This is a genomic window from Leifsonia sp. NPDC058292 (genome assembly GCF_042880955.1).
Taxonomy (GTDB): Bacteria; Actinomycetota; Actinomycetes; order Actinomycetales; family Microbacteriaceae; genus Leifsonia.
In genome coordinates this window covers 99,304-118,768 of the sequence record NZ_JBHVYL010000005.1, presented here as the reverse complement: position 1 = coordinate 118,768, position 19,465 = coordinate 99,304, and the positions used below count along the sequence as shown (strand labels likewise).

The 19,465-nt window shown below is 67.7% G+C and carries 19 protein-coding genes; 16 read left to right on the top strand and 3 right to left on the bottom strand.

The window, feature by feature from the left end; genetic code table 11:
- Positions 1-38: 38 nt before the first annotated feature.
- The gene (locus ACFVWR_RS05475) at positions 39-2,288 is read left to right on the top strand and encodes a RelA/SpoT family protein (protein ID WP_387208822.1); all 2,250 of its coding nucleotides are present in this window, start codon (positions 39-41) and stop codon (positions 2,286-2,288) included.
- A gap of 48 nt (positions 2,289-2,336) precedes the next feature.
- Here the strand turns inward: ACFVWR_RS05475 and ACFVWR_RS05470 are convergent, their stop codons facing one another.
- From ACFVWR_RS05470 to ACFVWR_RS05460, 3 genes are all read right to left on the bottom strand, one after another.
- Entirely contained in the window at positions 2,337-2,882 is a 546-nt protein-coding gene (locus tag ACFVWR_RS05470) for a hypothetical protein (protein ID WP_387208820.1), read from the bottom strand.
- 129 nt (positions 2,883-3,011) lie between these two features.
- Entirely contained in the window at positions 3,012-4,241 is a 1,230-nt protein-coding gene (locus tag ACFVWR_RS05465; RefSeq protein ID WP_387208818.1) for a DUF349 domain-containing protein, read from the bottom strand.
- A 105-nt stretch (positions 4,242-4,346) separates the two neighbouring features.
- Positions 4,347-5,114 (bottom strand): peptidylprolyl isomerase, encoded by a 768-nt coding sequence (locus ACFVWR_RS05460; RefSeq protein WP_387208816.1) that lies wholly within the window; start codon positions 5,112-5,114, stop codon positions 4,347-4,349.
- A gap of 153 nt (positions 5,115-5,267) precedes the next feature.
- Here ACFVWR_RS05460 and ACFVWR_RS05455 point away from each other — a divergent pair, with 153 nt between their 5' ends.
- From ACFVWR_RS05455 to ACFVWR_RS05385, 15 genes are all read left to right on the top strand, one after another.
- Positions 5,268-6,608, top strand: a complete 1,341-nt coding sequence (locus ACFVWR_RS05455) for a replication-associated recombination protein A (RefSeq protein WP_387208814.1) — start codon at positions 5,268-5,270, stop codon at positions 6,606-6,608.
- 178 nt (positions 6,609-6,786) lie between these two features.
- A complete protein-coding gene (gene rpsD, locus ACFVWR_RS05450) occupies positions 6,787-7,416 on the top strand; it encodes a 30S ribosomal protein S4 (RefSeq protein WP_387208812.1) in 630 nt (209 codons plus the stop codon).
- 130 nt (positions 7,417-7,546) lie between these two features.
- Positions 7,547-7,945 carry a DUF948 domain-containing protein gene (locus tag ACFVWR_RS05445; RefSeq protein ID WP_387208810.1) on the top strand — a complete coding sequence of 133 codons (399 nt, stop codon included), beginning with the start codon at positions 7,547-7,549 and terminating at the stop codon, positions 7,943-7,945.
- Positions 7,946-8,017: 72 nt separating this feature from the next.
- The gene (locus tag ACFVWR_RS05440) at positions 8,018-8,209 is read left to right on the top strand and encodes a hypothetical protein (RefSeq protein ID WP_387208808.1); all 192 of its coding nucleotides are present in this window, start codon (positions 8,018-8,020) and stop codon (positions 8,207-8,209) included.
- A 43-nt stretch (positions 8,210-8,252) separates the two neighbouring features.
- Entirely contained in the window at positions 8,253-10,910 is a 2,658-nt protein-coding gene (gene alaS, locus ACFVWR_RS05435; RefSeq protein ID WP_387208806.1) for an alanine--tRNA ligase, read from the top strand.
- Positions 10,911-10,917: 7 nt separating this feature from the next.
- Positions 10,918-11,385 carry a Holliday junction resolvase RuvX gene (gene ruvX, locus ACFVWR_RS05430; protein WP_387208804.1) on the top strand — a complete coding sequence of 156 codons (468 nt, stop codon included), beginning with the start codon at positions 10,918-10,920 and terminating at the stop codon, positions 11,383-11,385.
- 1 nt (position 11,386) lies between these two features.
- Positions 11,387-12,931, top strand: coding sequence for an endolytic transglycosylase MltG (gene mltG / locus ACFVWR_RS05425; protein ID WP_387208802.1), 1,545 nt, complete (start codon positions 11,387-11,389; stop codon positions 12,929-12,931).
- Positions 12,924-14,060 carry a shikimate dehydrogenase gene (locus tag ACFVWR_RS05420; RefSeq protein WP_387208800.1) on the top strand — a complete coding sequence of 379 codons (1,137 nt, stop codon included), beginning with the start codon at positions 12,924-12,926 and terminating at the stop codon, positions 14,058-14,060. Before mltG ends, ACFVWR_RS05420 begins: the two co-directional genes overlap by 8 nt.
- A gap of 28 nt (positions 14,061-14,088) precedes the next feature.
- Positions 14,089-15,297 (top strand): chorismate synthase, encoded by a 1,209-nt coding sequence (gene aroC, locus ACFVWR_RS05415; protein WP_387208798.1) that lies wholly within the window; start codon positions 14,089-14,091, stop codon positions 15,295-15,297.
- The gene (locus tag ACFVWR_RS05410) at positions 15,298-15,858 is read left to right on the top strand and encodes a shikimate kinase (RefSeq protein ID WP_387208796.1); all 561 of its coding nucleotides are present in this window, start codon (positions 15,298-15,300) and stop codon (positions 15,856-15,858) included.
- The gene (aroB, locus tag ACFVWR_RS05405) at positions 15,855-16,949 is read left to right on the top strand and encodes a 3-dehydroquinate synthase (RefSeq protein ID WP_387208794.1); all 1,095 of its coding nucleotides are present in this window, start codon (positions 15,855-15,857) and stop codon (positions 16,947-16,949) included. Before ACFVWR_RS05410 ends, aroB begins: the two co-directional genes overlap by 4 nt.
- 47 nt (positions 16,950-16,996) lie before the next feature.
- Positions 16,997-17,470, top strand: a complete 474-nt coding sequence (locus ACFVWR_RS05400; RefSeq protein WP_387208792.1) for a type II 3-dehydroquinate dehydratase — start codon at positions 16,997-16,999, stop codon at positions 17,468-17,470.
- Positions 17,471-17,596: 126 nt separating this feature from the next.
- Positions 17,597-18,160 (top strand): elongation factor P, encoded by a 564-nt coding sequence (gene efp / locus ACFVWR_RS05395; protein ID WP_387208790.1) that lies wholly within the window; start codon positions 17,597-17,599, stop codon positions 18,158-18,160.
- 26 nt (positions 18,161-18,186) lie between these two features.
- A complete protein-coding gene (gene nusB / locus ACFVWR_RS05390) occupies positions 18,187-18,636 on the top strand; it encodes a transcription antitermination factor NusB (RefSeq protein ID WP_387208788.1) in 450 nt (149 codons plus the stop codon).
- Between the two features lie 84 nt (positions 18,637-18,720).
- Positions 18,721-19,455, top strand: a complete 735-nt coding sequence (locus tag ACFVWR_RS05385) for a DsbA family protein (protein WP_387208786.1) — start codon at positions 18,721-18,723, stop codon at positions 19,453-19,455.
- Positions 19,456-19,465: the final 10 nt, after the last annotated feature.

Genomic DNA, 19,465 nt, shown 5'->3' with positions numbered 1-19,465 from the left:
TCGCGAGACGGCGATAATAGAGGACAGGAGGCGCGCTCATGGTTGATACTTCGACACCGCAGGCATCCCTGCGCCGTCTCGTGCCCCGCATCTTCTCTCGCGCACAGCCGGCGGGCGCCGTCGATACACTCGTGCGCACGGTGCGCCTGCACCACCCGAAGGCCGACCTGTCGCTTATCGAGCGAGCGTACTCGGTCGCGGAGCGCGCCCACTCGGGACAGAAGCGCCGATCGGGCGAGCCGTACATCACGCATCCCGTCGCGGTCGCCCAGATTCTCGCGGACCTCGGCATCGGCTCGAAGACGATCGCCGCGGCCCTGCTGCACGACACCGTCGAAGACACCGACTACAAGCTCGACGAGCTGCGCGACGCGTTCGGCGACGAGATCGCGATGCTCGTCGACGGCGTGACCAAGCTCGACAAGGTCAAGTACGGCGACAGCGCGCAGGCCGAGACGGTGCGCAAGATGATCGTGGCGATGTCGAAAGACATCCGCGTGCTGATCATCAAACTGGCAGACCGGCTGCACAACGCCCGCACCTGGGGCTTCGTGCCGGCGGCCTCGGCGACCCGCAAGGCGACGGAGACGCTGGAGATCTACGCCCCGCTCGCTCATCGTCTCGGAATCCAGACGATCAAGTGGGAGCTCGAAGACCTGTCGTTCGCGGTGCTCTACCCGAAGCTGTATGCCGAGATCGAGAGCCTGGTGCGGCAGCGCACGCCGGAACGCGAGCGGCTCGTGCAGCACGTGATCGACGCGATCAACGACGACCTCAAGGCCGCCCGCATCCGCGGCAAGGTGGTCGGGCGCCCGAAGCAGTACTACTCGATCTACCAGAAGATGGTCGTTCGAGGCCGCGAGTTCGACGAGATCTACGACCTCGTCGGCATCCGCATCCTGGTGAACTCGGTGCGCGACTGCTACGCCGTACTGGGATCGATCCACGCGCGCTGGACGCCGATGCCGGGCCGCTTCAAGGACTACATCGCCACGCCGAAGTTCAACCTCTATCAGTCGCTGCACACGACCGTGATCGGCCCGGAGGGTCGCCCGGTCGAGATCCAGATCCGCACCGAGGAGATGCACCAGCGCGCCGAGTTCGGTGTCGCCGCGCACTGGAAGTACAAGGAGCAGACCACCGGTAAGAGCTCGGGCGGCCCTGCCGCGACCGACACCGATCTGGCGTGGCTCGCACACATCTCCGACTGGCAGGCCGAGACCGCCGATCCCAGTGAGTTCCTCGACTCGCTGCGTTTCGAGATCGGCGCCAAAGAGGTCTACGTCTTCACGCCCAAGGGTCGGGTCATCGGACTCCCGGCCGGCGCCACACCGGTCGACTTCGCCTACGCCGTGCACACCGAGGTCGGTCACCGCACGATGGGGGCCAAGGTCAATGGCAGGCTCGTACCTCTCGAGAGCACGCTGACCACCGGAGACGTCGTCGAGGTGTTCACCTCGAAGAATCCCGACTCCGGGCCCAGCCAAGACTGGCTCAACTTCGTCAAGAGCCCGCGAGCGCGCAACAAGATTCGTCAGTGGTTCACCAAGGAGCGCCGCGACGAGGCGATCGAGCAGGGCAAAGACGCGATCGCGCGAGCCATGCGCAAGCAGAACCTCCCGTTGCAGAAGCTCATGTCGCTGGATGCGCTCAGCGAGATCGCGTCGCTCCTGAAGTACGACGACGTCTCGGCGCTGTACGCGGCGGTCGGCGAGGGCCACGTCTCGACCCAGTCGGTGATCGAGAAGGTCGTCGCGTCGGTGCAGACCGAGGCCGAGGGCGACGACGGCGCCATCGAGCTGCCGGTGAAGGGCCGCCCGCGTCAGCTGCGCAATAGCGACTCGGGCGTGCTCGTGCGCGGTGCGCCGGACATCCTTGTCAAGCTCGCCAAGTGCTGCACCCCGGTTCCGGGCGATCCGATCGTCGGGTTCGTCACCAGGGGAGCCGGTGTGTCGGTGCACCAGGCGGACTGCCACAACGTGCAGTCCCTGCTACAGGAACCCGACCGGATGATCGAGGTCGAGTGGGCGCCGAGCTCGAAGAGTGTCTTCCTCGTGCAGATCCAGGTCGAGGCGCTCGACCGCTCTGGCCTGCTCTCGGATGTCACTCGCGTGCTCTCCGAACATCACGTGAACATCCTCTCGGCCACGGTGACGACCTCGAACGACCGTCTCGCGCTCAGCCGTTTCGTCTTCGAGATGGGTGACACCACTCATCTCGACCGGGTGCTGAACGCCGTGCGCCGGATCGACGCCGTCTACGACGTCTATCGCGTCAGCGCCGGCTGAATCGGCCGCTGACGAGGCCAGGGCGCTCGGTCGCTCCAGGGCGCCCAGTCACTCCAAAGCGCCCAGCCGCTCGAGTGCCCGCCGGTTTCCTGGCGAGTGCGGGTGCCGGCGGAGTGACCGACGGCAGGCGTCGAAGCCGGTGTCGTCGAGCTCGAGCAGAGCGAGGATCTCAGTCGCCCACTGCCGGGTGAAGCGCGGAACGATGCGCAGGAGGTCGACGGCCGTGCGCAGCGGTGTCGTCACGCGAGCGTCGCCGAGCACCTCGACGTCGCCACGACCCAGCACGCACTGACGGAGGTCGATTCCTTGCGCCGCTGTGGCGGAGATCCGGCGGGCGCTGTCACCGCACACCTGCCAAGGCGCGGGCGGGGTGGCGCGAACACCGTGGATCCACGAGGCCGTGAGCCTGTCGGCGACGACCCCGCGCGGCGCCGAGCGGTGGAAGGCCCCGGCACGCAGTTCCGCCGTATCGGGGGTGTCGAGCAGTACGAACGCGTCGCCGACACTGAAAAGCTCGCCGTCCAGCCGGGCGGCGCACAACTCGGCGAGGGAGAGCACGGAGGAGTCGAGAAAGCGGGGGAGCAGGGCTGTCATGCCTCCAGCATCCGCCGGAGCGCATCGTCGCCGGGCGAACGGACCGAATCTGTGGAGAACCCGCCGGTGTGGAAACGCCGCCGGGTTCTCTCAGGTCGGCCCGTGCTCGGGGACCGACCGGCTCAGCGACTAACCGAGCGCGTCGAGCCAGACCTTGCGGGCGTCGAGTGCTTCTTGCGCCTCTTTGACCTTGTTCTTGTCGCCGCTGGCCTTGGCGTCTTCGAGCTCTTGCTCGAGCTTGGCGATCGCCGCGTTGAGCTGCCCGGCAAGACCCTCGGCACGGGCCTTCTTCTCGGGGTTGTTGCGCTCCCAGTGCTGCTCGTCGAGCTTGCGCACGGCCGCCTCGACCTTGCGGAGCCTGTCTTCGATCACGCGCACCTGTTCGCGGGGAACGCGGCCGATCTCATCCCAGCGCTGCTGGATCGAGATCAGCTTGGTGCGAGCCGATTCGCGATCGGTGGCGGCGAGCAAGGGCTCGGCTTCTTCGAGCAGGGCGAGCTTCAGCTCCAGGTTGGCGGTGTACTCCTCGCTCTCGCGGGCGTCGACCTCGGCCTTGGCGCCGTAGATGGCGTCGCCGGCGGCCTTGAACCTCGCCCACAGCGTGTCGTCGTTGCGCTTTCCGGCGCGGCCTGCGAGCTTCCACTGGTCGAGCAGCTGACGGTACTCGGGCACGCCGTCTGCTCCACGCGGGATGAGGGCTTCGGCCTGCTCGATGAGCGCCGTCTTGCGGGCGCGCACGTCGCGGTGCTGGTTGTCGAGGTCGGCGAAGAACGCCTTGCGGTTGTGCTCGATCGTCGAGCGGGCGGCACGGAAGCGCTTCCACAACTCGTTCGCCTCGTTCTTGGGGATGCGCGGTCCGTCGTGCTGGTGCGCCTGCCACTGCGTGAACAGTGCATCGAGCGCGGAGGTCGTCTGCTTCCACTGCGTGCGGGCCGGGTCTTCGGCAGCGAGGGCCTCCGCTTCGACCACGATGGCCGTGCGCTCGGCGATGGCCTTCTCGACCTGCGCCTTGGCTTCCGCGCTCTGCTGCTCGGTCAGTTCTTCGACGGCGCCGCCGAGCTTGTCGAGACGGGCGGCCAGCGACGCGAGGTCGCCGACGGCGTTCGCCTCGGTGACGTTCGTGCGCAGGGATGCGACGGCCTTGGCGATATCGGAGGCGGGGGCGCCGCGGCGGGCACGCTGCTCGAGGAGCCCCACCTGTCCGGCGAGGTCGGTGAATTTGCGCTCGAAGTATGCGAGTGCTTCTTCTGCGCTTCCATCCGGGTACTGGCCGACGGCCCGCTCGGTTTCGCCCTCGCGGACGAAGACGGTGCCCGTCTCATCGACACGACCCCACGGTTGCTGATCAGTTGTTGTCAAGAGCCTCACCTTGCTGACGACGTTCCCGGGCGGTTTCCGCCACCCACAGTTGCGGTAAAGCCTATTGCACCGAAGCTCGGCGTGCAGCCGCCCGTCGAGTGAGCGTTACTGAAGCGTGAAGGAGTCGATCGTGGTCTTGACCGTCGGAGCGCCGTCGGTGCTTCCACCCTCGATGCCCTTGTCCGTGACACCGGAGATCAGCTTGTCGAGACCGCTCGTCACCTTGCCGATGACGGTGTAGCCGCCTGCGGGATCCGCGGGGATCGTCGTGTCTTTGTACACGATGAAGAACTGGCTTCCCTGGCTGCTCGCGTTGCCGCTCTGGCGGGCCATCGCCAGGGTTCCGGCGGGATAGACGTTGTCGGCCGGCGCGTTCTCGATCGGGCCGTACTCGTAACCCGGGCCGCCCTGACCCGTTCCCTTGGGGTCGCCGCACTGCAGCACGAAGAAACCGCCGTTCGTGAGCCGGTGGCAGGTGAGTCCGTCGTAGAACTTCGACTGCGTCAGCGCGATGGTGGAGGAGACCGCCTGGGGCGCCTTGGCGCCGTCCAGCTCGACGCCGAGAGGGATGTCGTTGATCGTGAGCGTTCCGGTCCAGTCACGGTTGCCAGCGAGGGTCTTCGGCGGGAGGGTGTGAGCCTGGGCGGACGCGGAGGGCGAGGCGGATGCGCCGGGCGTCGACGGCTTCGCGAAGTACAGCAGCTGCGTGGTCACGGCGAGAGCGACGACGATGATCACGGCGATGCCGGCGATCCAGTTGTCCCGCACACGGCGCTTCGTCTTGGTCTCGTGCACGGTCTGTCGCGCTTGGTAGGCGCGCAGTCGCTCCCGGGCCTGACGGGCTTCGCGTTCGTTCTGCTGTTTTGGTGCCACGTGATTCCTCCGGAGGGCGCGCCATCGTGCTCGAGCAATGCCTGGCGCGGCGTCTCCGGCCGCGGCCAGGATGAACCCTATTGGACCCGGCTATGCCTCACAAAGTCCCGGCTCCCAGTTTCGGTGTCGGCGGCAGCCAGTAGCCTGGGACATATGGTCGACGTGCAACCCGGGCTCCGCGCTGGAGCGACCCCGCTCGCGGTGCGCATGCGTCCCAAATCCCTCGATGAGGTAGCCGGGCAGAGGCATCTGCTGAGGCCGGGTTCGCCGCTGGTCAGCCTCGCGTCAGACCAGAGCGGGGAGACCGGATCGGTCTCGGTGATCCTGTGGGGCCCACCGGGAACGGGCAAGACCACGCTCGCACAGGCGATCGCGCATTCCTCCGGCCGTCGTTTCGTCGAGCTCTCCGCGGTGAACGCGGGCGTCAAAGACGTGCGGCAGGTGATGGACGAGGCTATGTCAACGCGCGACCTCTACGGCGTCTCGACCGTTCTCTTCCTCGACGAGATCCACCGCTTCACCAAAGCCCAGCAGGATGCGCTGCTGCCTGGCGTCGAGAACGGCTGGGTCATCCTCGTGGCCGCGACAACGGAGAACCCGTCGTTCTCGGTCATCTCGCCTCTGCTGTCCCGTTCCCTGCTCCTGACCTTGGAGACCCTCAGCGACGAAGACCTGGGAGTCGTCGTCGATCGTGCGGTCGTCGACGAGCGCGGGCTGGGCGACCACTACACGCTCGACCCCGAAGGCCGTGCCGCGATCATCCGTCTGGCCTCCGGAGACGCGCGCCGGGCCCTCACCGCCCTCGAGGCGGCGTCGGTGAGCGCGGCGTCGTCGACACCGGCGACCTCCAAGAAGAAGCCGGTCATCACCGCCGACGTCGTCGCTCAGGCCGTCGACAGGGCGCTGCTGCGCTACGACCGCAACGGCGACGAGCACTACGACGTGATCAGCGCTTTCATCAAGTCGGTGAGGGGTTCCGACGTCGATGCGTCGCTGCACTACCTCGCGCGCATGATCGAGGCGGGGGAGGACCCGCGATTCATCGCCCGCCGCGTCATCATCCTGGCGTCGGAAGACATCGGCCTCGCCGACCCGCAGGCGCTGGTCGTCGCTGTGGCGGCCGCCGACGCCGTGCAGATGATCGGGATGCCGGAGGGGCGCATCCCGCTCGCTCAGGCGGTCGTGCACCTCGCCACGGCTCCGAAGTCCAACGCCGCGTACATGGCGCTCGACGCGGCGATCGCGGATGTGCGGGCCGGCCGCATAGGCCGGGTGCCGAAACACCTCCGCGACGCCCACTATGCCGGCGCGAAACGTCTCGGCCACGGTAAGGGATACAAGTACCCGCACGACGACGCGCTCGGGGTGCTGCGCCAGCAGTATCTGCCCGACGAGCTCACCGGCACCACGTACTACGAGCCCACGGAACACGGCAACGAACGCGACGTCTCGGCGAGGCTGGCGAAGCTCCGTCGCATCGTGCGCGGAGAGTGACGCGGTTCTGCTAGAATCGACGGGCCTAGAAACTTGTTTCGCGTGCGGCTGCGTCGAAACGGGTTCTCGAAGGGACAGGCCCTGTAGCCGGGCGTCCTCGGCATCATCCCTCTAATTTTTGCAGGACGATCCTGTGTGCCTGCGTAATCCTTATTAGAGAGACAACCGAAAGGAACTCGTGTCTACCAAGTCACGTACCCGTAGCAAGACCCGCCTGTCGCGGTCGCTGGGCATCGCCCTGACCCCGAAGGCCGCCAAGTACCTCGAGAAGCGTCCGTACGCTCCCGGTGAGCACGGCCGCACCAAGCGCAAGGCCGACTCGGACTACGCCGTTCGTCTGCGCGAGAAGCAGCGTCTGCGCGCGCAGTACGGCATCCGCGAGAAGCAGCTCAAGATCGCGTTCGAAGAGGCCCGTCGCACGAAGGGTCTGACCGGTGAGAACCTGGTCGAGCTGCTCGAGATGCGTCTCGACGCGCTCGTGCTGCGCGCCGGTTTCGCCCGCACGACCGCACAGGCCCGCCAGATGGTCGTGCACCGCCACATCCTCGTCGACGGCCAGCTCGTCGACCGCCCCTCGTTCCGCGTGAAGCCGGGTCAGCTGATCCACGTCAAGCAGCGCTCCGAGGGCACCGAGCCGTTCCAGGTCGCCGCGGCCGGCGGTCACGTCGACGTTCTTCCGAAGACGCCGGCGTACCTCGAGGTCGAGCTCGACAAGCTCCACGCTCGTCTGGTCCGTCGCCCCAAGCGCGCCGAGGTCCCCGTGACGTGTGAAGTCCAGCTCGTCGTCGAGTACTACGCGGCCCGCTAGAACAGAAGCGCTCTGCAAGAACAGGGTCGTGGCTTTCGAGCCGCGGCCCTGTTCTTTCGTTGTGCGCCCATTCGTCGTCGAGGAGACTACGCTTGGGGCGTATGCCGTTGACGGAATGGATGGTGACGACGTGTCGTTCGGGGATATCGCAGGACTGATCGCGGCGGTCGTGTTCGCTGTGCTCGTGGGGTTCATCGCGGTGCCCCTGCTGAAATTCGGCCGCGTGCTCGATCAGACCAGGCTCGCGATCAAAGACGCGAGCGATGGCATCACTCCCATCCTCGACGAGACGGCGACGACCATCCAGGAGACCAACAAGCAGTTGGCGCGTGTAGACGTGATCACCAAGAACGTCGCCGACGTCACGGGCAACGTCTCGGCCCTCGTCGCCCTGTTCGCCGCGACGGTCGGAGGGCCGCTCATCAAGCTCGCCGGTTTCAGCGCCGCTGTGCGTGCCGCCTTCCGGGCGACCGGGGGATCGCGCGGGCGCTCGGGCGGAGCTGGGCGCTCGCGCGGGACCACGCACTAAACTGTCCGAGGCGCGCGTCGCGTTCGTGCGTACCGTCGATCGACGGGGATCATCCATGAGGGAGTTATGGGCATGAAGAGTTTTCTGTGGCTCGTCGTCGGCGTCGGGCTCGGATTCGTCGTCGCGCACAAACTGAACGAGACCCAGCAGGGCAAGCAGTTCTTCAGCACGATCGACAAAAAGGCCCGCGACTTCGGCAGTGCGGTCTCCGACGGCTACCACCAGCGGGAGGCCGAGCTCCGTTCGGCCATCGACGGCGACTGACCGCATCCCTCGACACCTTTTCGACCTCGAACACTCGGAACCCATGCAGACTGCTGAAATCCACCGCCGCTGGCTCGACTTCTTCGCCAAGCGCGGTCACACCGTCGTCCCGTCCGCTTCGCTGATCAGCGACGATCCGTCGCTGCTGTTCACCGTGGCCGGGATGGTTCCGTTCGTGCCGTATCTGACCGGTCTCGTGCCGGCGCCGTTCCCGCGCGCGACGAGCGTGCAGAAATGCATCCGCACCCTGGACATCGAGGAGGTCGGCAAGACCCCTCGGCACGGCACGTTCTTCCAGATGTGCGGCAACTTCTCGTTCGGCGACTACTTCAAGGAGCAGGCGATCACGTTCGCCTGGGAACTGCTGACGACCTCCGAGGCCGACGGCGGGCTGGGTTTCCGTCCCGAAGACCTGTGGGTGACCGTCTACAAAGACGACGACGAGGCGCGCGAGATCTGGCGCCGCGTCGCCGGGTTGCCGGATGAGCGCATCCAGGGCCTGGGCATGGAGACCAACTACTGGTCGACGGGGCAGCCGGGCCCGGCCGGGCCGTGCTCGGAGATCTTCTTCGATCGAGGGCCCGCATACGGCATCGACGGCGGCCCCGCCACCGACGACGACCGTTACGTGGAGATCTGGAACCTCGTCTTCATGCAGTACCTGCGCGGCGAAGGCACGGGCAAGGGCGACTTCGAGATCCTCGGCGACTTGCCCAAGAAGAACATCGACACCGGCATGGGCCTCGAGCGCGTCGCCTTCCTCAAGCAGGGCGTCGAGAACTTCTACGAGATCGATCAGGTGCGCCCGGTTCTCGACCGCGCCGCCGAGCTCTCCGGCAAGACCTATGGCGAGGTGCACGACGACGACGTTCGCCTGCGTGTCATCGCCGACCACGTTCGCAGTGCACTGATGCTGATGTCCGACGGCGTGACGCCGTCGAACGAGGGCCGCGGCTACATCCTGCGCCGTCTGCTGCGTCGCACCGTGCGCGCCATGCGTCTGCTCGGCGTCGAACGCCCGACCTTCCCCGAGCTGTTCACGGTCTCGCGTGACGCCATGAAGGCCGCGTATCCCGAGGTCGACGCCGACTTCGCGCGCATCTCGCAGCTGGCGTACGCCGAGGAGGAGACCTTCTTGCGCACGCTCGTCGCGGGAACCGGCATCCTCGACGTCGCGGTGGCCAACACGCAGCGCGCTGGGCACAAAGAACTGGCGGGCGACACCGCCTTCCTGCTGCACGACACCTACGGGTTCCCGATCGATCTGACGCTGGAGATGGCCGAGGAGGCCGGGCTCAGCGTCGACCGCAAGGCGTTCGACACGCTCATGGCCGACCAGCGCTCGCGGGCAAAGGCGGATGCCAAGGCCAAGAAGACCGCCCTCGCGGACCTCTCGGTGTACAGCGCGTTCCGGTCGCTGGGCGAGACCGTCTTCACCGGATACACGGAGCTCGAGACCGAGTCGAGCATTCTGGGTCTGATCGTCGACGGCGCCTCGGTGACCCGGGCGACGGAAGGCCAGGTGGCCGAGGTCATCCTGGGCGCGACGGCGCTCTACGCGGAGTCCGGCGGTCAGGACGCCGACGCCGGAACGATCGTCGGTCCCGGCTACGAGCTCGAGGTTCTCGACGTTCAGAAGCCGGTGAAGGGTCTCATCAGCCACAAGGTGCTCGTGCGCAGTGGCGAGGTCGGGGTGGGTGCTCCCGCGACGAGCCTCGTCGACGGCGACTACCGCCGCGGAGCGCGCCAGGCGCACTCCGGCACGCACATCATCCACGCGGCGTTGCGCCAGGTGCTCGGTTCGAACGCCCACCAGTCCGGTTCCTACAACAAGGCGGGCTATCTGCGTCTCGACTTCTCCTGGAACCAGGCGCTCTCGGCCGAGACCAAGACCGAGATCGAGGAGATCTCGAACAACGCCATCCGGAACAACCTCGAGGTGACGACCCGAGAGATGCCTCTCGCGGAGGCGAAGTCGCTCGGAGCGATGGCGCTGTTCGGCGAGAAGTACGGCGACACGGTGCGCGTCGTCGACATCGGCGGCCCGTGGTCGCGCGAGCTCTGTGCGGGAACCCACGTGTCGTCGAGCGCCGAGATCGGGATGATCAACCTCGTCAGCGAGTCGTCGGTCGGATCGACGAATCGCCGTGTCGAGTCCCTCGTCGGGCTCGAGGCGTTCAAAGACCTCGCGGTCGAGCGCACGATCGTGTCGCAGCTCTCGGGCAGCCTCAAGACGCCGCGCGAGCAGCTGCCGGAGAAGGTGGCCGACCTTCTCGCAAACCTCAAGGCGGCCGAGAAGCGGATAGCCGCGTTCGAAGCGCGTGCGGTGCTGGACAAGGTGCCCGCGCTCGTGCAGAGTGCGACCCGACGCGGCTCCGTGCTCGTCGTCGCCGAAGATGCCGGAACGCTGAACTCCGCCGACGATCTCCGGCTGCTCGCCACGACCGTGCGCGAACGGATCGGCTCCGATGCCGCGGTTGTGGCTCTCGCGGCACGGGCCGGCGACAAGCCCGTCGTGATCGTCGCGACGAACCCGGCCGCGCGCGATGCAGGGGTCAACGCAGGCGCTCTCGCCAAGACCGCTGCCGGCGTGCTCGGAGGCGGCGGTGGCGGAAAGCCCGATCTCGCTCAGGGTGGCGGAACCGACGTCGAGGCGATTCCCGCCGCGCTCGGCGCGGTCGTCTCGGCGATCGCAGGGTAGGGCGCCGGTGCGCTCGGGAGTGCGTCTCGGCATCGACGTCGGGAAGGTGCGGATCGGCGTGAGCCGGTCAGACTTTCACGGGATGCTCGCCACACCGGTCGAGACCGTCGCGCGCTCCAAAGATGCTTCGGATCGCCGGAGGATCGGCGAGATTGTGACCGAACTCGGAGTTTTCGAGATTATCGTCGGACTGCCTTTGGCGCTCTCGGGAGCGCGGACGGCGTCGACGGCTGATGCGGTCGGCTTCGCCCAAGCCCTCGACTCGGAGATCGACGTTCCGGTGCGGCTCGTGGACGAACGATTGTCGACGGTGTCCGCGCATTCGGCACTCAGAGCGTCGGGAAAGAACTCCAAAAGTGCGCGTCCGGTGGTGGATCAAGTGGCCGCCACGATAATTTTGCAGCACGCCCTCGACGCGGAGCGCGCTACAGGTCATCCGCCGGGCGAACCCCTCGAACCGAACATTGGACCCTAGTTTGTCGCAGAACCCACATCCCCCTGGGACCGGCGAGACCACACCCCCACGGGAGAACGAGCGCGGATTCGACCCGTTCGACTCGCTCTTCGGCGGCGCCGACGAGAGTTCACCCGCGCCCGAGGAGCGCCCGGCCCCACCGGTCTTTCCCGACCTCGGCCGGCCGCCGATGACCCGCCGGGAGGCCCGCGAAGCCCGCGAGGCGCAGGAACGCGCCGCGACTGGCGCTCTGCCGATTCAGGGCGGCGGCGACGCTGCCGTCGCTCCGACACCCGCTCCGACACCGGAGCCGACGCCCGCTCCGGCGCCTGAGCCGACTGCCGCTCCCGTCGCCGCCTCCGAACCCGTCGCGGCAGCGTCATCGGTCGGCAGCGCATCCGACGAACCGACGTTCGCCACTTTCGAGGAGCTGACGGCCAAGCAGGAGTCTCCGCTGGCCTGGCGGCAGCAGAACTATCTCTCGCACGGCGAACCGCCCAAGAAGAAGCGCAGTCTCAAGCCGCTCTGGGCGACGATCATCGTGCTCGCTGTTCTGGGCGGACTCGTGGGCGGCGCATACGCGTTCTTCCAGCCGCAGGTCGCGAAGCTGATCGCCGCCGTCACACCGCAAGACACCGACTACAAGGGCGACGGCACGGGAACGGTGAATTTCACGATCCACTCCGGCGACACCGGATCGGACGTGGCGACGAACCTGCAGAAGGCAGGGGTGACGAAGACCTATGAGGCGTTCTACACGCTGCTGCTCCGTCAGAAGCCTGCGACGGAGTTCCAGCCGGGCGTGTTCAAACTGGCCAAGCAGATGAGCGCGCAGGCGGCGTTGCTCGCGCTGCAGGACCCGGCTTCGAAGGTGCAGAACACCGCGGTCATCCCGGAAGGCACGGCCGAGAAGGACATCCTGCCGATCGTGGCGGAGGCGACGAAGGTTCCCCTGGCCGACCTGCAAGCCGCTGCGGCGACCCCCGCCGACTACGGCGTTCCGGCCGAGGCGAAGACGCTCGAGGGATTCCTCTTCCCGGCGACGTACACGTTCCCGCCGGGGATCAGCGCTCACGACGCGATCAAGACCATGGTCGACCGCAGCTTCCAGGCACTCGACGATGCGGGCGTCGCGCCGGCCGATCGGTGGAAGACCATCGTGCTCGCCTCGCTCGTGCAGCGCGAGGCCGGTCTCGCGCCCGACTACCCGAAGGTGTCGCGGGTGTTCCTCAACCGTCTCGCGCAGGGCTGGGACCTGCAATCGGACGCGACGGTCGCCTACGGCACCGGAAACACGCACACCGTCACGACCACCGACGCCGAGCGCGCAGATGCCGGCAACCCGTACAACACCTACGTGCACCCTGGGCTGCCGGTCGGTCCGATCTCCAATCCCGGAGATCTCGCGATCAAGGCCGCTCTGCACCCGGCCGACGGTTCGTGGATGTTCTTCGTCACCTGGAACCTGGAGACCGGAGAGACCATCTTCTCGACGACCGTCGAAGAACACGATGCCGCAGTCGCCAAGTGGCAACAATGGATGAGAGACAACCCCGGCTATGAGTGACGAACGCGAAACGACCCCGAACGACGAGACGGCCGAAGCGGTGACGATCGAGGAGAACGGCGTCTCGGAGGCGTCGGCCGAGGCCTCGATCGCGGCGCTGGTGGAGGCGGAGCGCCGGGCAGAGGCCGAGGAGGCCGCCGTCGAGGATGCCGAACTCGCCGCCGAGCTGGAGGAGCCGGCCGACCCGGAGCCGGACCACCCGGAGCCGCTGCCCGAGCCCGCAGCGACCACGTCGCCCGCCAAGCCGAAGCAGGCGAAGAAGACGAAGCAGCCGGCTCGCAAGCTGGCCGTGCTCGGATCGCCGATCGGCCACTCGAAGTCGCCCGCGCTTCACCGCGCCGCGTACAAGAAGCTGGGCCTGCCGTGGCAGTACGAGACCGCCGACGTGACCGGCGACCGCCTCGCCGAGTTCATCGATGGGCTGGAGCCCGAGTGGCGGGGCCTGTCGCTGACGATGCCGCTCAAGCAGTCGGTGATCCCGCTGCTGGGCGACATGGACAGGCTCGCCGAGCAGACCGGCGTCGCCAACACCGTCCTGCTCGACGACGGGACGCTCCGCGGGTTCAACACCGACGTCTCCGGCATCGTGTGGGCTCTGGAGGCCGTCGGGCTCGAGAGCGCGACGTTCGTCCACATCCTCGGCGGCGGCGCCACTGCGGCCTCCGCCCTGGTCGCTGCGGCCGAGCTGGGGGCCGAGCGTGTCGACATCTTCGTGCGTTCGCTCGAGCGGAGCGTGTGGCTGGAGCCGCTGGCGCACGAACTCGGGCTGCGGGTGCGCATCCGGCCGCTGAGTCAGGCCGACAGGTCGCTCGACATCCCCGACCTCGTCATCAGCACGCTGCCGGGCGGCGTGTCGACGGATGCGCTTTACACGGATTCGACCCGTCGCCGGTCGGTGCTGCTCGACGTCTCGTACGAGCCGTGGCCGAGCGTGCTCGCGTCGGCGTGGCAGGCAGTCGGAGGACGTGTCGTCTCCGGGCTGGCGATGCTCGCCCATCAGGCGCTGCTGCAGGTGCGCATCTTCGTGTCGGGCGACCCCCTGGAGCCGCTGGACGACGAGGATGCGGTGCTCGCCGCGATGCTCGAAGCCGTCGGCATCGACGAGAGCGGCGCCCCGCTGGCGGATTAGCCCGCCGGCGCTATGCCAGAATCGAATCATGCTTCGTTGGCTCACCGCCGGGGAATCCCACGGCCCCGAACTCATCGCCCTCCTCGAAGGGCTGCCTGCCGGTGTGCCCGTGTCGCTGGAGACGATCCGCGCCGATCTCGCGCGCCGCAAGCTCGGGTACGGCCGGGGTGCTCGCATGAAGTTCGAGCAGGATGCGCTCGACATCTCGGGCGGAGTGCGGCACGGTCTGTCGCTCGGCAGCCCGATCGCCCTGCGGATCGGTAACACCGAGTGGCCGAAGTGGGTCGACGTGATGAGCGCCGAACCCGTCGACGCCGAGAAGCTCGCGGGTGGGCGCGGTGCACCGCTCACCCGCCCTCGCCCCGGTCACGCCGATCTGGTCGGCATGCAGAAGTACGGCTTCGATGAGGCCAGGCCGATTCTCGAGCGTGCGAGCGCTCGGGAGACCGCGGCGCGCGTGGCGCTCGGCGCTGTCGCGCGGTCCTTCCTCGAGCAGCTGGGGATCACCCTTGTGAGTCACACGCTCTCCATCGGACCGGTTCGCGTTCCGGAGGGGTCGCCCCTTCCCGTTCCGGCCGATGTCGCAGCCCTCGACGCCGACCCGTTGCGCTGCTTCGACCCGGAGACCTCGGCGAAGATGGTCGCCGAGGTCGACGCCGCGCACAAGGACGGCGACACGCTGGGCGGGGTCGTCGAGGTGCTCGCCTACGGCGTGCCGCCGGGGCTCGGGTCGCACGTGCACTGGGATCGCCGGCTCGACTCGCAGCTCGCTGCGGCTCTCATGGGCATCCAGGCGATCAAGGGCGTCGAGGTCGGCGACGGTTTTCTCACGACGACGCGACGAGGGTCGGATGCGCACGACGAGCTCGTGCAGACCGCCGGCGAGATCGGCCGCACCAGCGACAAGGCGGGCGGCACCGAGGGCGGGATGAGCACGGGAACCGTGTTGCGGGTGCGGGCAGGCATGAAGCCCATCGCCACCATCCCGCACGCGCTCCGCACTGTGGACATCGCCACGAGCGAAGCCGCTCCCGCGCACCACCAACGTTCCGACGTGTGCGCGGTTCCCGCTGCCGGTGTCGTCGCTGAGGCGATGGTCGCGCTCGTGCTGGCGAACTCGGTGCTCGAGAAGTTCGGCGGCGACTCGATCGAGGAGACGTCGCGCAACCTGCGCGGCTACCTCGACGCCATCCCGGAGAACCTGTCGACGACACGACTGTCGTCGCCGTACGCCTGAATGAACGGCGCCGCCGTTCGGAGTGAGAGCACCACGCACGTGACCATCGTTCTGATCGGGCCGCCCGCCGCCGGGAAGACCCGCGTCGGCAAGCGGCTCGCCAAGCGACTCGGCCTGCCGTTCGTCGACACCGACGCGGTCGTCGTGTCGCAGCACGGGCCCATCCCCGCGATCTTCGCCGAGCTGGGAGAACCTCACTTCCGCCGGCTGGAGCGTGCGGCCGTCGCTGAGGCGCTCACCGGGCCCGGGGTCGTGTCGGTCGGCGGCGGAGCAGTGCTCGACCCGGACACGCAGTCCGACCTCGCCGGCGCCTCGGTGGTGCTGCTCACGGTGCGGCCCGAGGCGATCGCCGCCCGCATCGCGAACTCGAAACGACCGCTCGTCAGCGACCTCGAGTCGTGGAAACGGCTCGTGGCCCAGCGCGCCGACCTGTACTCGTCGCTGGCCGACTACACCGCAGACACGTCATCCCGCCCGATCGAGACGATCGTCGAAGAGATCGCCCACTGGATCGACACCACGCGCGCCTCCGGGCGCGACACCGAGGAAGGACAGCGATGACCGACGCCATCGACCACGACGAGCCCACCACGATCCTGGTGGCGGGAGAAGAGCAGTACCCGGTCGTCATCGGCCGCGGTCTCAGGGCCGACGTCGGTGAACACCTGGGCGCGGGGGTCACGAAGGTGCTGATCGTGCACCCGCCGACGCTCGGAGCCGCGGCCGCCGAACTGCGTGAGTCGCTGGTCGACCGCTACCAGGTTCTGCTCGCCGAGGTTCCGGATGCGGAGGCCGGCAAGCGCGTCGAGGTTGCAGCGTTCTGCTGGCAGGTCATGGGGCAGGCCGACTTCACGCGGTCGGATGCCGTGATCGGCTTCGGCGGCGGCGCCGTCACCGATCTCGCCGGTTTCGTCGCGGCGACCTGGCTGCGCGGAGTGCGTCTTGTCCAGATCCCCACGACGCTTCTCGGAATGGTGGATGCAGCGGTCGGCGGCAAGACGGGCATCAACACGGCGGAGGGCAAGAACCTGGTCGGAGCGTTCTACGCCCCGGCCGCCGTCATCTGCGACCTCGACACCCTCGCATCGCTGCCGCGCAACGAGATCCTCGCCGGCTTCGGCGAGGTCGTGAAGTACGGTTTCATCGCCGACCCGGAGATCCTGGACATCATCGAGCGCGATGTGGACCGCGCCACCGATCCGAACACGGCCGAGTTCCGGAGGCTCGTCGAACTCTCGATCGGCATCAAGGCCAGGGTGGTGGGGGAGGACTTCACCGAGCAGGGTCTGCGCGAGATCTTGAACTACGGTCACACGCTCGGCCACGCGATCGAGCACGCCGAACGCTACCAGTGGCGGCACGGCGCGGCTGTATCGGTCGGCATGATGTTCGCCGCCGAGCTGGCCAGATTGAGCGGTCGTCTCCCAGACGAGGTCGTGGACCGCCACCGGCGCATCCTCGAGTCGTTGACGCTGCCGACGACCTACCCTCTCGGCCGCTGGCAGACGCTGCTGGCCACCATGCAGCGCGACAAGAAGGCCCGCGGAAACCTGCTTCGCTTCATCGTGCTCGACGGCCTCGCGCGGCCGACCGTTCTCGCGGGGCCGGATCAGAGCCTGCTGTTCGCCGCGTACCAGGAGATCGGCGAGTAGCCCTGGGCTGCGGGCGACCGCCGGCCCTGCGCCGCTAGGGTAGCGACATGAGCAGTGAGACTTCGCCCAGCATCCTCGTTCTGAACGGCCCCAATTTGGGGCGGCTGGGAACCCGCGAGCCGGACGTCTACGGAGCGGGGACGCTCGGCGATCTCCGCGAGCTGCTCGAACAGGACGCTGCCGAAACGCCGCCCGGGCGGTCGATCGACCTGCGGCAGACAGAAGACGAGGCGGAGCTGCTCCGCTGGCTGCACGAGGCCGCCGACTCGGGCTCGCCGGTCATCCTCAACGCCGGTGCTTGGACCCACTACTCGTTCGCTCTGCGCGACGCCGTCTCGCTCGTGACGAAGGCCGGTGGCACCGTCATCGAGGTGCATCTCTCGAACCCGCACGCGCGCGAGGAGTTCCGCCACACCAGCGTCATCACGGCGGTCGCGAGCGGCGTCATCGCCGGCTTCGGGTTCGACTCCTACCGGCTCGCCCTGGCGCACATCCTGCGAAAAAGCCCGACCATTCGCTGAATCGGGCGGCGCCAAACTAGAATCTTCTGTGGCCGTCGCCCTCCGTCGCCGGACGGGCCCGACCGTCGTGGGCCGCCCAGCGCGCGCACCCACCCGAAACTTCTCCCAATCGAACGGAACACAGGTATGGCTACAACCGCTGACATCAAGAACGGCATCGTGCTCAACATGGACGGCCAGCTCTGGACCGTCATCGAGTTCCAGCACGTCAAGCCGGGCAAGGGCGGCGCCTTCGTTCGCACCAAGCTGAAGAACGTCACCTCGGGCAAGACCGTCGACCGCACGTTCAACGCGGGCTCGAAGATCGAGACCTCGAACGTCGACCGCCGCGACTACCAGTACCTCTACCAGGATGGCGAGAGCTTCGTGTTCATGGACACGAGCGACTACGACCAGCTCACCGTCTCGGGTGTCGTCGTGGGCGACGCCGCCAACTTCATGCTCGAGAACCAGAACGTGACCATCGCGCTGCACGAGAACGAGCCGCTCTATGTCGAGCTGCCCGCCTCCGTGGTGCTGGAGATCACTTACACCGAGCCTGGCCTTCAGGGCGACCGCTCGACCGGCGGCACCAAGCCGGCGACCGTGGAGACCGGCTACCAGATCCAGGTTCCGCTGTTCCTCGAGACCGGCACCAAGGTCAAGGTCGACACGCGCACGGGGGACTACCTCGGCCGCGTGAACGACTGAGCCCGGCAACCGGACACCGCTGACCCATGAGTGCTCGCACCAAGGCCCGCAAGCGCGCTCTCGACGTGCTCTACGGGGCCGACATCCGTCAGATCTCGCTGAGCCAGGCGTTGGCCACCGAGGCCGAGCGCGCTGCGAACGAACCGCAGCGCGAGTCCTCCTGGCTGTACGCGAGGGAGATCGTCGACGGCGTCGTCGACAACCTCGAAGAGATCGACGAGCAGATCGAGACGTACTCGCAGGGCTGGACGCTCGCCCGGATGCCGATCGTCGACAGGGCCATCCTGCGGATCGGCGTGTGGGAGGTCGTCTTCAACGACGAAGTACCCGACGGGGTCGCGATCTCCGAGGCCGTCGAGGCGGCCACCGTGCTGTCGACCGACGACTCCGCGGGATTCATCAACGGGCTCCTCGCCAAGATCTCCCAGAGCAACACCAAACAGAACAAGCAGCACAGCACCGGCACGGAGCGCTGACCCACACGGAGCACTGACCCACACGGAGCACCGACCCATCGGGTCAGATTCCCCTCACCGGCGCAGAGTCACGAAACGAGCAGCATGATACGCACGACCTCCGCCCGTCCCGCCGGCCGACGGGGGATGCGCGCCATCGGCGCCGCGCTCGTCGCGATCGCGCTGCTCGCCGGAACGGCCGCGTGCTCGCTCGGCGGGTCGTCCAGCGTGCCGTCCGCGACCGCGAAGCCGCCGACCGGCACGGCGGGCGCCGTGAACTTCGACAAGGGATACATCCAGGCGGGCACAGGCAGCAAGAAGGTCGACATCTGGTTCGACCCGATGTGCCCGGTGTGCGGCGTGTTCGAGCAGACGAACGGCGACAAGATCACGCAGGCGGTCGCCGACGGCTCGATCACGCTCCGGCTCCACCCGCTCACATTCCTCGACCGGGCCTCGAACGGCACCGGCTATTCGACGCGCGCCGTCGCCGCGCTCACCTGTGTCGCGGTCGACGACCCGGACGGTGTCGTCGGCTACTACCAGGGGCTCTTCGAGAACCAGCCGGAGGAGAACTCCGACGGACTGACGAACAAAGAACTCGCCAAGCGCGCGACCGACCAGGGACTGGCCGACATCTCCGACTGCCTGGCCGACAGCGGGACGTACCAGGCCTGGGCGCAGTCGAACACCGCGGCATCGCAGGCCGGTCCGGTCGAGGCGCCGGGATTCAAGTCCGTGACGATCAAGGGAACCCCGACGGTGCTGGTGAACGGCGAGCAGTTCGCGGGCAGCGTGGACGACGCGAAGGCGTTCAGCGAATTCTTCGCCAAGAACTGACCTCACGCAC